The sequence below is a fragment of the Pandoraea sp. E26 genome (assembly GCF_000681415.1).
Classification (GTDB): Bacteria; Pseudomonadota; Gammaproteobacteria; order Burkholderiales; family Burkholderiaceae; genus Pandoraea; species Pandoraea pnomenusa.
The window spans coordinates 75680-90310 of sequence record NZ_AYXJ01000018.1 but is presented as its reverse complement, the minus strand read 5'-3'; the positions used below and the strand labels follow the sequence as shown (position 1 = coordinate 90310).

At 64.7% G+C, this 14631-nt stretch carries 13 protein-coding genes; 8 read left to right on the top strand and 5 right to left on the bottom strand.

Going from position 1 to position 14631, the window contains the following annotated elements:
- Positions 1-57: 57 nt before the first annotated feature.
- Positions 58-1575 (bottom strand): efflux transporter outer membrane subunit, encoded by a 1518-nt coding sequence (locus tag W930_RS27320; RefSeq protein WP_023874106.1) that lies wholly within the window; start codon positions 1573-1575, stop codon positions 58-60.
- A gap of 118 nt (positions 1576-1693) precedes the next feature.
- Positions 1694-2203 carry a MarR family winged helix-turn-helix transcriptional regulator gene (locus tag W930_RS0113485; RefSeq protein ID WP_023596328.1) on the bottom strand — a complete coding sequence of 170 codons (510 nt, stop codon included), beginning with the start codon at positions 2201-2203 and terminating at the stop codon, positions 1694-1696.
- A gap of 309 nt (positions 2204-2512) precedes the next feature.
- On the opposite strand from W930_RS0113485, the gene typA reads away from it, so the two are divergent.
- On the top strand, positions 2513-4336 hold the full coding sequence (gene typA, locus W930_RS0113480) for a translational GTPase TypA (protein WP_023596327.1): 1824 nt from the start codon (positions 2513-2515) through the stop codon (positions 4334-4336).
- 139 nt (positions 4337-4475) lie between these two features.
- Positions 4476-5588, top strand: a complete 1113-nt coding sequence (locus W930_RS0113475; RefSeq protein WP_023874107.1) for an enoyl-CoA hydratase/isomerase family protein — start codon at positions 4476-4478, stop codon at positions 5586-5588.
- Positions 5589-5619: 31 nt separating this feature from the next.
- Here the strand turns inward: W930_RS0113475 and W930_RS0113470 are convergent, their stop codons facing one another.
- A complete protein-coding gene (locus W930_RS0113470) occupies positions 5620-6039 on the bottom strand; it encodes a hypothetical protein (protein WP_023874108.1) in 420 nt (139 codons plus the stop codon).
- Positions 6040-6208: 169 nt separating this feature from the next.
- Entirely contained in the window at positions 6209-6862 is a 654-nt protein-coding gene (gene lexA / locus W930_RS0113465; RefSeq protein ID WP_024788530.1) for a transcriptional repressor LexA, read from the bottom strand.
- A gap of 282 nt (positions 6863-7144) precedes the next feature.
- Between lexA and W930_RS0113460 the strand changes: the two genes are divergently transcribed.
- The 6 genes from W930_RS0113460 (at position 7145) to W930_RS0113435 (ending at position 13367) form a co-directional block, all read left to right on the top strand.
- A complete protein-coding gene (locus W930_RS0113460; RefSeq protein ID WP_023874109.1) occupies positions 7145-8176 on the top strand; it encodes a sulfate ABC transporter substrate-binding protein in 1032 nt (343 codons plus the stop codon).
- A gap of 25 nt (positions 8177-8201) precedes the next feature.
- Complete coding sequence (cysT, locus tag W930_RS0113455) at positions 8202-9065, top strand: sulfate ABC transporter permease subunit CysT (protein ID WP_023596323.1); 864 nt, start codon at positions 8202-8204, stop codon at positions 9063-9065.
- A complete protein-coding gene (gene cysW, locus W930_RS27315; protein ID WP_024788529.1) occupies positions 9062-9991 on the top strand; it encodes a sulfate ABC transporter permease subunit CysW in 930 nt (309 codons plus the stop codon). The genes cysT and cysW overlap by 4 nt, the downstream gene beginning before the upstream one ends.
- Positions 9992-10029: 38 nt before the next feature.
- Entirely contained in the window at positions 10030-11106 is a 1077-nt protein-coding gene (locus tag W930_RS0113445; protein WP_023596321.1) for a sulfate/molybdate ABC transporter ATP-binding protein, read from the top strand.
- 129 nt (positions 11107-11235) lie between these two features.
- A complete protein-coding gene (locus W930_RS0113440) occupies positions 11236-12174 on the top strand; it encodes a CysB family HTH-type transcriptional regulator (protein ID WP_023596320.1) in 939 nt (312 codons plus the stop codon).
- A 152-nt stretch (positions 12175-12326) separates the two neighbouring features.
- On the top strand, positions 12327-13367 hold the full coding sequence (locus tag W930_RS0113435; RefSeq protein ID WP_024788528.1) for an asparaginase: 1041 nt from the start codon (positions 12327-12329) through the stop codon (positions 13365-13367).
- A 215-nt stretch (positions 13368-13582) separates the two neighbouring features.
- Here the strand turns inward: W930_RS0113435 and glxR are convergent, their stop codons facing one another.
- Positions 13583-14572, bottom strand: a complete 990-nt coding sequence (gene glxR / locus W930_RS0113430; protein ID WP_369798657.1) for a 2-hydroxy-3-oxopropionate reductase — start codon at positions 14570-14572, stop codon at positions 13583-13585.
- Positions 14573-14631 lie beyond the last annotated feature (59 nt).

The following is a 14631-nucleotide window of genomic DNA, read 5'->3' as shown; positions in this document are numbered from 1 at the left end:
TCCGTACTAATCTCTTAATGTGCTTTGACGTTGTCTGTTCTGTATGACGGGGGCCGTTCAGTGCGTCTGCATGGCGCCGTCCTCGGCCTTGGCCGGGGGCGCCTGTCCCACGACGAGGCCTGCGGCCTGTGCATCGAATCCCCCGCCGAGGGCCTTGATCAGGCCGATCTGCTGATCGCGGCGCGCGCTGTCGATATTCACGCGGGCCTGTTCCTGTGCGAGCAGCGACGATTCGGCGGTGAGTACGGTCAACTGCGGCGTGAGGCCGGCCTTGTAGCGATCGACGGCAAGATCGTAGGCGCGCTGGGCGGCGTCCTGCGCCACGCGCTGCGATACCATCTGCTTGTCGGCGGAACGAATCGACGACATGCGATCCGCGATGTCGCCGAGCGCCTTGTTGAGCGTCGAGTCGTAGTTCGCGACGGCGCTTTCATACGCCGCGTACTGGCCCTTCAGATTGGCGCGCAACCGGCCGCCGTCGAAGATCGGCAGCGAGATGACCGGGCCGGCCTGAATGGTCTGGCTGCTGGCGTTGAGCAGCTTGCCCAGTCCGAACGTCGAGAACCCGAAGGCGGCGTTGAGATTGACGTCGGGATAGAAGCGGGCCTTGGCCACGTCCACGCCCTTGAGCTGGGCTTCCACGCCCCAGCGGGCCGAGACGATGTCCGGGCGGCGGCCGAGCAGCGCCAGCGGCAGGTTGTCGGGCAGGGCGGGCGTGGGCAGTTTGGCAAGCGTCGGTCGCGAGATATCGAGGCCGCGATCCGGCCCTTTGCCGAGCAGCACGCCCAACTGGTGACGCGTGAGCAGGATCTGGCCGTCGAGCTGCGCGATCTGGGTCTGAATGTCGGCCGTGTTGCTGTCGGCCTGCTTCTGTTCGACCTGCGTGTCGAGGCCCGCACGCACGCGATCGGCCGTGAGCTTGCCGAGGTTCTCACGCTGTCTGGCGACGCGTTCGAGCACGTCGTGCAGGGCGTATTGCTGCGCCAGCTGGTTGTAAGAACGTGCCACGGCGGTGGCCAGCGCGAGCCGCACTTCCTGGTCTTCGGCCTCTTCCGCGCGCTCGGCCGAAGTGGCCTGGGCGCGGGCCGCCCGGTTCTTGCCCCACAGGTCGAGCTCCCACGACAGCGAGGCCGTCAGGTCGCCCTGGGTGAACCACGTGCCGCCGTAACCCGGTGGATAGATGGTGTTCTCCGTGAACTTCTCGCGGTAGACGTCGCCCTGAAAACCGACCGAGGGCAGCAGGGCCGCCGCGGCGCCTTCGGTCTGGGCTTGCGCGGCCTTCAGGCGGGCGGCGGCCATCGCCAGGTCCGGGTTGCCGGCGAGCGCCTCGTCGATCAGGGACACGAGTTGCGGATCGCCGAAACGCTGCGCCCAATCGGTGCCCGGCCATTGTCCGCCTTCGGAGGGCAGGCTGCGCTGGGTCTGGTACTGATCGGGTGTGCTGATCTGCTTGTCGCTATGGATGCCGGCGAAGTTCGCACAACCGGCAAAGCCCAGCGTGACAACCGCCAGGCTGAGGGCGGAAATCGCTGAGTGGACCCGCTGACGCGGGAGGAAAGGTGAGGCCGCTTTCATCGCAAAACCTTTACGAGTGAAGTCTTCTACTGACATTGATCGGGAATTCGGGCCGGCACGAGCGCGTGAAACCGTGGACTCGGCATGCTTTTCTTGAGGCGTTGGCGCGGACGCGTCGTCATCCGGCTTCGCCGTTGACGATCACGCGTCGCAGCAAGCTCTTCAGAAATCCTACTTCTTCCGGGGTAAAGCCCTGCAACAGATGATCGGCGGCGCGCACGAAGATGTCCGGCATGCGGTCGGCCATCGCATGGCCGGCTTCGGTGGCGCTCAGGTTCACCGTGCGCCGATCCATCTTGCTGCGCTCGCGCTCGAGCAGGCCGTGCGCCTCGAGCCTGTCGAGCAACCGGGTGACGGCGCTCGCGTCGATGCAGTAATCGCGCGCCAGGTCGGCCGCCGTCTTGCTCTTGCCGGTGGCGACCTTGTACAGCATGGTCGCCTGGGTGCTCGTCAACCCGTATTGCGACGTCTCCTTGGTCAATTCCGCGAGAATCAACTGACGCACGCGGGCGACCAGATACCCGAGGGAATCGTCGATGTCGTAGGCGTTGCGCGGGGGATCGCCGTGCGGCGCGTCGGGCTGCGACGTCGGCGCGGTCGGGGAAACGGAGACGGGCGGTTCGGACATGTTTCGTGTTGCTGCAATAGTTGACTAGTCACGATTATAGCGTTCACTTAATAAATTGCAAGTCAATGCAATAGTTGACTAGGCAAATATTGTGGCCGGATCAGAGGGAAAGATGCCGGATGCTGCATGGCGGCAGCCCGGGCCCGGTTCGAGGGGGGCGGCGGCGAGCCGGGACGGCCGCATGGATTTCGGGACGCCGTGACCGCCGGCGACGCCGCGCGTTGTTGCATCGCAGAAAGGCCATGACGCCGGACATGCGCAAGTGGTAGAATCGCGGATTCTCCAAAGGCTTTTTCGAGCACCTTCTTCATGACCCGCGCTCTCCGTAATATCGCCATCATCGCGCACGTCGACCACGGCAAAACCACGCTCGTCGACCAGTTGCTGCGCCAGTCGGGCACCTTCCGCGAAAACCAGCAAGTCGCTGAACGCGTGATGGACTCGAACGACATTGAAAAAGAGCGCGGCATCACGATCCTCGCCAAGAACTGTGCCGTCGAGTACGAAGGCACCCACATCAACATCGTCGATACGCCGGGACACGCGGACTTCGGCGGTGAAGTCGAGCGCGTGCTCTCGATGGTCGACAGTGTGCTGCTGGTGGTCGACGCCGTCGAAGGCCCGATGCCGCAAACGCGCTTCGTCACGCGCAAGGCCCTGGGCCTTGGCCTGAAGCCGATCGTCGTGGTCAACAAGATCGACCGTCCGGGCGCTCGTCCGGACTGGGTCATCGATCAGACCTTCGACCTGATGGACAAGCTCGGCGCCACGAACGAGCAGCTCGATTTCCCGGTGGTGTACGCCTCGGCCCTGAACGGCTTCGCGAGCCTCGATTCGAATGTGCGCGAGGGCACGATGAAGCCGCTGTTCGACGCGATCCTCGAACATGTGCCCGTGCGCGACGCCGATCCGGACGCGCCGCTGCAACTGCAGATCAGCTCGCTCGACTATTCGACGTTCGTCGGCCGTATCGGTATCGGTCGCATCACGCGCGGCCGCATCAAGCCGGGCCAGCAAGTGGTGATGCGCTCGGGCCCGGACGGCGAAATTCTCAAGCGCAAGATCAACCAGGTCCTGACCTTCAAGGGGCTGGAGCGCGTGATGTCGGAAGATGGCGCGGAAGCCGGCGACATCGTGCTGATCAACGGTATCGAAGACGTGGGCATTGGCGCCACGATCTGCGACGTGGATACGCCCGAGGCACTGCCGCTGCTGACCGTCGACGAGCCGACGCTCACGATGAACTTCTGCGTGAACACGTCGCCGCTGGCCGGCCGCGAAGGCAAGTTCGTGACGAGCCGTCAGATTCGCGATCGCCTGGACAAGGAACTGAACCACAACGTGGCGCTGCGCGTGAAGGACACGGACGAGGATTCCGTCTTCGAAGTGTCGGGCCGTGGCGAGTTGCACCTGACGATTCTGATCGAGAACATGCGTCGCGAGGGCTACGAACTGGCCGTGTCGCGTCCGCGTGTGGTGCTCAAGGAAATCGACGGCGTGAAGCATGAGCCGTACGAAATGCTGACCATCGATCTGGAAGATGAACACCAGGGCGCGGTCATGGAAGAAATCGGCCGTCGCAAGGGGGAAATGCTGGACATGGTGTCGGACGGCCGCGGCCGTACCCGCCTTGAATACCGCATCCCGGCACGTGGCCTGATTGGCTTCCAGGGCGACTTCCTGTCGATGACCCGTGGCACGGGCCTGATGAGCCACATTTTCGACGCCTACGCTCCGCTCAAGGATGGTTCGCTGGGCGAGCGTCGCAACGGCGTGCTGATCTCGCAGGACGATGGCGCTGCCGTGGCCTATGCGCTGTGGAAGCTGCAGGACCGCGGTCGTATGTTCGTGTCGCCGGGCGACGCGCTGTACGAAGGCATGATCATCGGTATTCACAGCCGCGACAACGACCTCGTGGTCAATCCGATCAAGGGCAAGCAGCTCACGAACGTGCGCGCGTCGGGTACCGACGAAGCCGTGCGCCTGGTGCCGCCGATCGCCATGAGCCTCGAATACGCCGTCGAATTCATCGACGACGACGAGCTGGTCGAGGTCACGCCGCAAACGATCCGTCTGCGCAAGCGCTTCCTCAAGGAGCACGAGCGTAAGCGTGCGTCGCGCGAAGAGAAGTAAAAGCCGGCGATGGTTTCGGTGTGCGGCAGACCCGGGTCCGCCGCGTAGCGACGCCAGTCAGTTGGAAAGAAAGCCGGTGCCTAGCGCCGGCTTTTTTTTCGCATCCCACTTTGACGTTTTCGAAGCATCCGCCCCCGACATGACCGAATTCATTCGCACCGAAATCCGTGGCCGTATCGGCTTCATCACCCTGACTCGCCCGAAGGCGCTCAATGCGTTGTCGCACGACATGATTCGGGCGATGGCGTCGGCACTCGACGCCTGGCGCGACGACCCAAAGGTGCTGGGTGTCGTCCTGCAAGGGGAGGGCGAAAAGGGTTTGTGCGCGGGCGGCGACATTCGCTACTTCCACGAAGCCGTGAGCGCGGGTCGTACCGACATCATGGACTTCTTCACCGACGAATACCGGCTGAACTACGCGATCGCCACCTATCCCAAACCGTATATCGCGCTGATGGACGGTGTGGTGATGGGCGGTGGCATGGGAATCTCGCAAGGGGCCGCACTGCGTATCGTGACCGAGGCCACGCGCATGGCAATGCCGGAAACGGCGATCGGCCTGTTTCCCGATGTCGGCGGAGGCTACTTCCTCGCGAATCTCGCCGGTCATCTCGGGGAGTATCTCGGTACCACGGGGATCGTATTCGGCGCCGTCGATGCCTGCGAAATCGGTCTGGCCGATGTCGTGCTGCCGCGCGCGTTGCTGCCTGTGTTGTGTGACCGGTTGGCGAACGGGGCATGGGGCGACAGCGACGCCGTACTCGATGCGGCTCGCACGTTCGTGCGCGAAAGCCTGCCGCCCGCGGGGCTCGCACCGGGCAAGCTCGCCCCGTTGCGCGATGTCATCGACAGCCACTTCGGTCTGGCCGACATGCCGACAATACTGAAATCGCTCCAGCGCGAGGCGCGCTGCGAGTATTCTGGCTGGGCGCAGGAAACGGAAGACCTGTTGCGCGCCAAACGTTCGCCGCTGATGGTATGCGTGACGCTCGAGCAAGTTCGCCGCGCACGACACATGTCGCTGGTGGACGATTTGCGAGAAGAGTGGTTGATGATGCGTAGTGTCTTCAACCTCGACGGCCGCAGCGGGGCCGAGGGTGTGGAAGGGATCCGCGCGATGGTCGTCGACAAGGATCACAAGCCGCGCTGGCAGCATGAGCGCATTGAGGACGTGAAGCCCGCGGACATCGCGCGATTTTTCGACGGCGAGCGCCAAGGCGCGGACCATCCGTTGCGCGACCTCGGGCAATAGCCGGCAGCACCGCGCTCGCCGGGGTGATGCGTCACACGGCGGCCTGACAGAATTGCTCGCCCACGGCCTGATCGAGTTTGCGGCAGATATCGGCGATGCTGCCGACCATCACGATATGCGACACGTCGCGGTACACGCGGACATCGTGGGCTTCGGCCGATGCGGCGAGATCGCGCCGCGGCAACTCGCGCACGTCGCGCGATGCCTTGGCGGCCTTGCCCGCAGGGCAGGTGCGACGTGTTGCGGACGACGTCGCCGCCACGAGCGTGCGGGGCAGGGCGGTCGTGCGCGTTCGGGCAGGCACGGTGTAGGAACGGGCGACGGCGGGTGCCGAAGCGTAGGGGCCGGAGAGTGCGGAGAGGCCGTAGACCGCCGACAACCGGGTCTGCGATGTCGCACGAACGCGCGGTTGACCAAACGACGTACGCAGCAAACCAAAGAGTCGAGCCATGATGCAATCCTTCTTCCAATGTGGGTCTGAGGGGCGCGTCCTGCCGCGGTTTTGACGAATCGCGAGCGCAGCAGGGCACGGGCGCCGGACCCAGCCCGGCGCAGTCGGAAAAGCAAAGTCTTCTGGGAGTCGGGGGCGGCGTCAGGTAACGCCGATCCCGTGATCGCGCTTAGAGGTCGTTGTTGCGAATCAGGCCGACCGCAATTCCTTCCAGCGCAAAGTCGCCGCTGCCTTCGTCGACGTTGATGTTCTCGAAGTCGGGGTTCTCGGCAATCAACTCGACACCGCCAGGCACGCGATGGAAACGTTTGACGGTGACGTCGTCGCCGATACGCGCCACCACGATCTGTCCCTCACGGGCGTCGGCCGCCTTCTGCACGGCCAGCAGATCGCCGTCGAGAATGCCGGCGTCGCGCATCGACATCCCGCGCACCTTCAGCAGGTAGTCGGGCTGGCGCGCGAACATGTTCGGATCGCACTGGAAATTGCGCTCGATGTGCTCCTGCGCCAGAATCGGGCTACCCGCCGCGACTCGACCCACGAGCGGCAGCGACAGTTGCATCAGGCCCATGTGCGGCAACGTGAACTGATGCGAACCGCCGGCTTCGTCCAGACGCTTGAGGCGGATGCCGCGCGATTGACCGGCGGCCAGTTCGATCACGCCTTTGCGCGCCAATGCCCGCAGGTGCTCCTCCGCGGCGTTGGCGGAAGAGAAGCCGAGTTCGGCGGCAATCTCCGCACGCGTTGGCGGAAAGCCGGTGCGCTCGATGGCTTGCTGAACCAGTTCGTAGACCTGCTGTTGACGGGCGGTAAGTTTGATCATGGCATCACTGTATGGAAGCACAGGTGGCTGTATTTTTGTACAGTGTTTGCAAAAAGGCAAGGGAAAACTTCATGTAGTGCATGAGGTTCGCGCGCTTTTGCCATCTCTCCGACCGATTGCACCGTTCCCCAACGTCACGCGCCCCGCGTGGCGATCGTCTTCAGCACAAAATCTCTAATCCATATTCCGGTATAAACAAAAGCAAAAATATTATTTTTAATTATTTAGACGCCCTCATAGACTGGCCTCCTACACACGAGAAGCAAACAAGGAGTGCAAGTCATGAGCAATGCAGCACGGGGATGGAAAGCTAACAGGCTGGCAGTCGCGATGGGCGCACTGGCGCTTGCCGCGACGATGACGGTGCAGGCGCATGCGGCGAGTCTCTCGCTGCTCAACGTATCGTATGACCCGACGCGCGAGCTTTACGCGGACTACAACAAGGCATTCGAAGCCCATTACAAGCAGGCCACCGGCGACACGGTCACGGTCAAGGCGTCGCACGGGGGCTCGGGCAAGCAGGCCCGCACCGTGCTCGACGGCGCACCGGCCGACGTAGTCACGCTCGGCATTTCGGCCGACATCGATGAACTGGCGCAGGCCGGACTGGTGGGCAAGGACTGGCAGAAGCGCTTGCCCGACAACGCCACGCCCTACACGTCGACCATCGTGCTGCTCGTGCGCAAGGGTAATCCCAAGCAGATCAAGGATTGGGGCGATCTCGTCAAGCCGGGCATCAGCGTTGTCACGCCGAACCCCAAGACGTCGGCCGGCGCGCGCTGGAACTACCTCGCCGCGTGGCTCTACGCCCTCAAGCAGCCGGGCGGCAACGAGCAGAAGGCGCAGGACTTCGTCAAGGCGCTCTACAAGAATGTCGGCGTGCTCGATTCGGGCGCGCGCGGCGCCACGACCACCTTTGTCGAGCGCGGTATCGGCGACGTACTGATCGCGTGGGAGAACGAGGCACTGCTCTCGGTGAAGGATCTTGGCCCGGACAAGTTCGACATCGTCGTGCCGTCGTCGTCGATTCTGACCGAACCGCCGGTCGCCGTGGTCGACAGGAACGTGGACAAGCACGGTACCCGCAAGGTCGCCGAGGCGTATCTGCAGTGGCTCTACTCTGCGCAGGGGCAGGAGATTGCCGCCAGACACTTCTATCGTCCGCGTTCGCCGGAAATTGCAAGGAAGTACGAGGCGCAGTATCCGAAGCTGCGGCTCTACACCGTCGACGCCGACCTGGGCGGCTGGACGAAGACGCAGGCGAAGCATTTTGCCGACGGCGGCATCTTCGACCAGATCTACACCAGGAAGTGAGCGAGGCGCGCTTGAGGATCCTCGCATGAGTACCGCATGGTTTCCGGTTTGGCGAAAGCCCAGCGCCTTGCCCGGCTTCGGCCTGACGATGGGCTACACCGTGGCATATCTGAGCCTCGTGGTGCTGGTGCCGTTGCTGATGATCTTCGTCAAGGCGAGTTCGCTCGACGCGGCGAGTTTCGTGGCCGCCGTGAGCTCGCCGCGCGTGCTGGCGTCGTACCGCCTCACGTTCGGCATCTCGCTCGCGACCGCCGTGCTCAACGCCGTGTTCGGCTTTGTCCTGGCATGGGTATTGGTGCGTTACACCTTTCCCGGCAAGCGCTTCGTCGATGCATTGGTCGACCTGCCGTTCGCGCTGCCGACGTCCGTGGCCGGTATCGTACTGGCCGCAATTTATGCCCCCAACGGCTGGATCGGACGCTGGTTCGAGCCGCTCGGCTTCAGGATCGCGTTCACGCCGCTAGGCATCTTCGTGGCACTCACGTTCATCGGGCTGCCGTTCGTGGTGCGTACGCTCCAACCGGTGCTCGAAGCGTTCGAGCGCGAACAGGAGGAGGCGGCCGCGTGCCTGGGCGCCACGCGTTGGCAAACGTTGCGTCGCGTGATCCTGCCGGCGGTGCTGCCTGCCTTGCTGACCGGTTTCGCGCTGGCCTTCGCGCGCGCCGTTGGCGAGTATGGCTCGGTGATCTTCATCGCGGGCAACATCCCGATGGTTTCGGAAATCACGTCGCTGCTCATCGTCACCAAGCTCGAGCAATTCGACTATGCGGGCGCTGCCGCGCTGGCCGTGGTGATGCTGGCGATCTCGTTCGTATTGCTGCTTCTGATCAATACCCTGCAATGGTGGCTGCAACGCCGTCATTCGGGACGCCGCGTCGGCGGCGCATGACTTCGGAGAATGTCCAGAGCATGTCCGATTCCCTCGCAATTTCGCGCGCCATGCCGCGTTCGGCACACACGCGCAAGGCCGATCCGACCGACGAGCCCGCGCTCGTCAAGGTGTTGCTCATCGCGGTGGCGCTCGTGTTCTTCGCGCTGTTTCTGGTGTTGCCGCTCGCGTCGGTCTTCGTGACCGCGCTGGGCAAGGGCGCGACGGCGTACTGGGCAGGGCTGACGAACGACGATGCGCTTGGCGCCATGCGCCTGACGCTGTCGATCGCGGCGATCGCCGTGCCCCTGAACCTGGTGTTCGGCGTGGCGGCCTCCTGGGCGATCGCGCGTTTCGAATTCAAGGGCAAGAGCGTGCTGACCACGCTCATCGACTTGCCGTTCTCGGTCTCGCCCGTGATCGCCGGCATGACGTTTCTGCTGATCTTCGGTCGTCAGGGACCGCTGTGGGATTTCCTTGAGGCGCACGACCTGAAGATCGTCTTCGCGCTCCCGGGACTGGTGCTGGCGACGGTGTTCGTCACGTTCCCGTTCGTTGCGCGCGAGCTGATTCCGCTGATGCAGGCGCAGGGCGGCGAGGAGGAGGAGGCCGCCCGCGTGCTGGGGGCGAGCGGATGGCAGGTGTTCACACGCGTGACGCTGCCCAAGATCAAATGGGGGTTGCTGTACGGCGTGATCCTTTGCAACGCGCGCGCCATGGGCGAGTTCGGTGCGGTGTCGGTGGTCTCCGGCCACATTCGCGGCGAGACGAACACGCTGCCGCTGCATGTGGAGATCGAATACAACGACTATCACACGGTCGGCGCGTTCGCGGCCGCGTCGGTGCTCGCGCTGCTCGCCCTGGCCACGCTGGCATTGAAGCTGTGGGCCGAGCGCAAGCTGGCGCAGGACAAGGCGGCGCGTCGCGAAGACGCCTTGTCGGCCTGAGCGGCCACACCCGGACATCGCATCGAGGAGCAGGACAGATGAGCATTCAGGTACAACATGTTTCGAAGCGCTTCGGCGAATTCGCGGCGCTGGACGACGTCAGTCTCGAATTCCCCACTGGCGAGCTGGTCGCGCTGCTCGGGCCGTCGGGATGCGGCAAGACCACCTTGCTGCGCATCGTGGCGGGCCTGGAATTTGCCGACGCGGGGCGCGTGGTGCTCAACGGCGAGGACGTGGCGTCAGTGGGCACCCGCGAGCGCGAAGTCGGTTTCGTGTTCCAGCACTACGCGTTGTTTCGCCACATGACGGTGTTCGAGAACGTGGCGTTCGGGCTGCGTGTGAAGTCACGCCGCGAGCGGCTGCCGGACACGCAGATTCGCCGCAAGGTGCATGAGTTGCTCGGCCTGGTGCAACTCGACTGGCTGGCCGATCACTACCCGGCGGAACTCTCGGGGGGGCAGCGCCAGCGCATCGCACTCGCGCGCGCGCTGGCCGTCGAGCCGAAGGTGTTGCTGCTCGACGAGCCGTTCGGCGCGCTCGACGCCAAGGTTCGCAAGGAATTGCGCAGCTGGCTGCGCCGGCTGCATGACGAGCTGCACATCACCACGATCTTCGTCACGCACGATCAGGAAGAAGCGCTCGACGTGGCCGACCGCATCGTGCTGATGAATCGCGGCGCGATCGAGCAGATCGGCGCGCCGCAGGACGTCTACGACACGCCGCGAAGTGCCTTCGTCTACGAGTTTCTCGGTTCGGCGAATCGTCTGCCGGGCGAACTGCGCACGAGCGATTTCATCGCGGACGCCGGGGCGTATCGCGTAACGGTGCCCGTACAGGATTTGCCTGCAACCCCGCGCGACGGACGGGCGATCGCCTATGTGCGCCCCCATGACCTCGCGCTGCTGCCGTCGAGCGACCGCGGCCCGGGCATCGATGTCGCGGTGCGCCGCGCGATCCCGCTCGGAGGCACTGTGCGCGTCGAGCTTGCCGCGCCCGGCAACGTCGTTTGGGAGGCCGAGCTGACGCGGGCCGGCTGGCAGGCGCTTGGCGCGCACGACGGCGCGGCGCTCAGGGCCGTGCCGCGTCAACTACGGGTGTTCTGCGCACAGCCATGAAGCGTGACAAGCGGAACAAGCGGAACAAGCGGAAGCGACTCCGCGACGCATCGCGAACAAGACAGGATACGTCGTGCGCCGGGCGTTGCCCGGCGCCGGGACAGGAAAGCCACAGGGCGGAGTGACATCATGAATTTTCAGCAATTGCGTTACGTGCGTGAAGCGGTGCGCCAGAACCTCAACCTGACGGAAGCGGCAAGCGCGCTTTACACGTCGCAGTCGGGGGTGAGCAAGCAGATCAAGGACCTGGAGGATGAACTCGGGGTCGACGTGTTCGTGCGACGGGGCAAGCGCCTCACGGGGCTGACGGAGCCGGGCAAGGCGGTGCTGCAGGTGATCGAGCGCATGCTGCTCGACGCGGAGAATCTGCGCCGGGTGGCGCGGCAATTCGCCGACCAGGACAGCGGTCATCTGGTCGTCGCAACCACGCACACGCAGGCGCGTTACGCGCTGCCGCAGGTCATCAAGCAGTTCACGAGTGTGTACCCGAAGGTGCACCTCGCGCTGCGCCAGGGCAGCCCGCGGCAGATCGCGCAGATGGTCATCGACGGCGAGGCCGACATCGGCATCACCACCGAGGCGCTCGACCGCTTTCCCGACATCGTCACGTTCCCGTGCTACTCGTGGCATCACGTGGCAGTCGTGCCGAAGGCGCATCCGCTGGTTGGCCGCGAGAATGTCACGCTCGCCGACATTGCCGAATATCCCATCATTACTTATGACGGCGACTTCACGGGGCGCTCACACGTGGACAAGGCGTTTGCCGAGCAGGGGCTGGTGCCGGATATCGTGCTGACCGCGCTCGATACGGACGTGATCAAGACGTACGTCGAACTCGGGCTGGGGGTGGGCATCGTGGCGGCAATGGCCGTCGATCCCCGCAAGGACCAGGATCTGTCGGTGCTGGCGCTCGATAACGCCTTCGAGCCCAGCACCACGCGCATTGGCCTGCGCCGTGGCGCGTTCCTGCGGTCCTACGCCTACCGGTTCATCGAGATGCTCGCACCCGCGCTCAAGGAGCGGGAAATTTCGACGCAGCTGCGCGAAGCGCTGGAATTCGCCGCCTGATGGGGGCGTGACGCGTCAGTGGCTCGTGCCGGGGGGAGGGCGGGTACCGGCGCGGTCGCACCTCGCCACGGTGCAATATCGATCCGGCGCGGCCGGGGGATCGATATTTTCAGCGATTGGGAAGCGCCGCAGTATTGGATACAATCGCTGGCATGACCCTGACCTCATTCAACCCCATTCCTCATTACACCGTGTCGTCGGGCGACCTGCCACGCGTGGCCGTGCTCGCCACCGGCGGCACGATCGCGGGCAGCGCGCCCGATGCCACGCGCACGGCCGGGTATCAGGCCGGGGCGCTCGGCGTTCAGGACCTGCTCGCGGCAGTGCCGGCGTTGGGCAGTGTGGCGCACATCCATGCGGAACAGGTCGCGCAGATCGACAGCAAGGACATGAGCGTGGCGCTCTGGCAGAAGCTTGCCGCACGCGTGAACGCGTTGCTCTCGCAGCCGGACGTCGCAGGCGCGGTCATCACGCACGGGACCGACACGCTCGAGGAAACCGCGTATTACCTGCATCTGACGGTCAACAGCCGCAAGCCCGTGGTGCTCACGGCGGCCATGCGGCCCGCCACGGCACTCTCGGCGGATGGCCCGCTCAATCTGCTCAACGCCGTGCGCGTGGCGACCGATCCGATTTCCGCCGGACGCGGCGTGATGGTCGCCATCAACAATCAGATCCACTGCGCGCGCGACGTCATCAAGACCAGCACCTACAAGGTCGATGCGTTCCAATCGCCGGAGATCGGCGTGCTGGGCTGGGTTCAGGACGAACGCGTGGCCTTTCAGCGCGCCCCGTTGCAGTACCACACCGTGGAGAGCGAGTTCGTGGGTCTCTCGGGCGAGTTGCCGGCGGTGGAGGTGGTGTCGAGCTACGCCGGCGTCTCGCGCATTGCCGTGGATGCCCTCGTTGAGGCCGGCGTGCAGGGCATCGTGGTGGCGGGCACGGGCAACGGTTCGCTGCATGCGCTGTTGCAGCAGGCGCTGGCCGAGGCCGTGCAGCGCGGTGTGACCGTGGTGCGCTCGGCGAGAGTGGGCAGCGGACACGTCATGCGCAACGGTGCGGCGCCCGACGATCAGTACGGTTTCGTGAGCGCCGGGAATCTGCACCCTTTCAAGGCGCGGGTGCTGCTCATGCTGGCGTTGCAGGCGGGTGTGCCCTGCGAGCGCATGCAGAGCGTGTTCGACGAGTATTGAGTCGCCGTCGGCGGCGCCGCGCGCACCTGCCCGAGGCTGCGCGTTTCGCGCGCTGCGCACAAAAAAATACGGCGCCGTCGGGCGTTCGCCGACCTGCGCCGTGATGCTTGGCAGGGTGCCGGTCGGCACCGCTGCCAGTCCACTCCGGTACGTCTTCAGACTTCCTGCACACGGCTCTGACAGCCGCTTCCTTCGTCTTCTCGCTAACGCCCCGGTTACGCGACGGTATGGTTGGCGAGCATTTCCAGCGCGCGCACCATGCCCGAGTGATCCCACGCAGCGCCACCATTGGCGGCGCATGCGTTGAACAGTTCCTGCGCAGTGGCCGTGTTCGGCAGCGACACGCCCAGGGTCTTCGCCGTTTGCAGCGCCAGGTTCAGATCCTTCTGGTGCAGCGCGATGCGGAAGCCCGGTTCGAAGTTGCGCTTGACCATGCGCTCGCCGTGCACTTCGAGAATGCGCGACGACGCAAAGCCGCCCATGAGCGCGGCGCGCACCTTGGCGGGATCGGCGCCGGCCTTCGAGGCGAACAGCAGGGCCTCGCCCACGGCTTCGATCGTCAGGGCGACGACGATCTGGTTGGCGACCTTGCAGGTCTGGCCCGCACCGTTCTCGCCCACGAGGGTGATGTTCTTGCCCATCAGTTCGAAGAACGGCTTCACGTCGTCGAACGCGGCTTGCGAGCCGCCGACCATGATCGACAGCGTCGCGGCCTTCGCGCCCACTTCGCCGCCCGAGACCGGAGCGTCGAGGTATTCGCAGCCAAGTGCCTTGATCTTCTTGGCATATTCCTTCGTTTCGATCGGCGAGATCGAGCTCATGTCGACCACGATCTTGCCGGCCGACAGGCCTTCGGCCAGACCGTCCTGACCGAACAGCACGGCGCCCACGTCAGGGGTATCCGGCACCATCACGAACACGATGTCGGCGCGCTTGGCGACTTCCTTGGCCGACGTGCAAACCGTTGCCTGGCCGTCGATCAGGTCTTGCGGGGGCGTGCGGCGCTCGTACAGGAACAGCTTGTGACCGGCGTTTTGCAGATGCTTTGCCATCGGCGCGCCCATGATGCCCAGACCAATGAAACCGAGTTGTGCCATTTCGAGACTCCTTGTTGCCAAAGTTTGAAGTGTTGTCGCTGATGCCGGAACGGGTGAGGCCGTCGCGCGCGTCGTGATGCGCGTGCGCGCCCCGGACTCCGGCCGCATGCCCCCTGCATGCGGCCGGCGGGGCCCTTCCTCGTCGAAACCCGGTCAGCCGGAGCGCC

Coding starts and splice junctions, on each gene's coding strand:
- W930_RS27320 (WP_023874106.1), bottom strand. CDS start 1,575: ATGAAAGCGGCCTCACCTTTCCTCCCGCGTCAGCGGGTCCACTCAGCG.
- W930_RS0113485 (WP_023596328.1), bottom strand. CDS start 2,203: ATGTCCGAACCGCCCGTCTCCGTTTCCCCGACCGCGCCGACGTCGCAG.
- typA (WP_023596327.1), top strand. CDS start 2,513: ATGACCCGCGCTCTCCGTAATATCGCCATCATCGCGCACGTCGACCAC.
- W930_RS0113475 (WP_023874107.1), top strand. CDS start 4,476: ATGACCGAATTCATTCGCACCGAAATCCGTGGCCGTATCGGCTTCATC.
- W930_RS0113470 (WP_023874108.1), bottom strand. CDS start 6,039: ATGGCTCGACTCTTTGGTTTGCTGCGTACGTCGTTTGGTCAACCGCGC.
- lexA (WP_024788530.1), bottom strand. CDS start 6,862: ATGATCAAACTTACCGCCCGTCAACAGCAGGTCTACGAACTGGTTCAG.
- W930_RS0113460 (WP_023874109.1), top strand. CDS start 7,145: ATGAGCAATGCAGCACGGGGATGGAAAGCTAACAGGCTGGCAGTCGCG.
- cysT (WP_023596323.1), top strand. CDS start 8,202: ATGAGTACCGCATGGTTTCCGGTTTGGCGAAAGCCCAGCGCCTTGCCC.
- cysW (WP_024788529.1), top strand. CDS start 9,062: ATGACTTCGGAGAATGTCCAGAGCATGTCCGATTCCCTCGCAATTTCG.
- W930_RS0113445 (WP_023596321.1), top strand. CDS start 10,030: ATGAGCATTCAGGTACAACATGTTTCGAAGCGCTTCGGCGAATTCGCG.
- W930_RS0113440 (WP_023596320.1), top strand. CDS start 11,236: ATGAATTTTCAGCAATTGCGTTACGTGCGTGAAGCGGTGCGCCAGAAC.
- W930_RS0113435 (WP_024788528.1), top strand. CDS start 12,327: ATGACCCTGACCTCATTCAACCCCATTCCTCATTACACCGTGTCGTCG.
- glxR (WP_369798657.1), bottom strand. CDS start 14,572: ATGCGGCCGGAGTCCGGGGCGCGCACGCGCATCACGACGCGCGCGACG.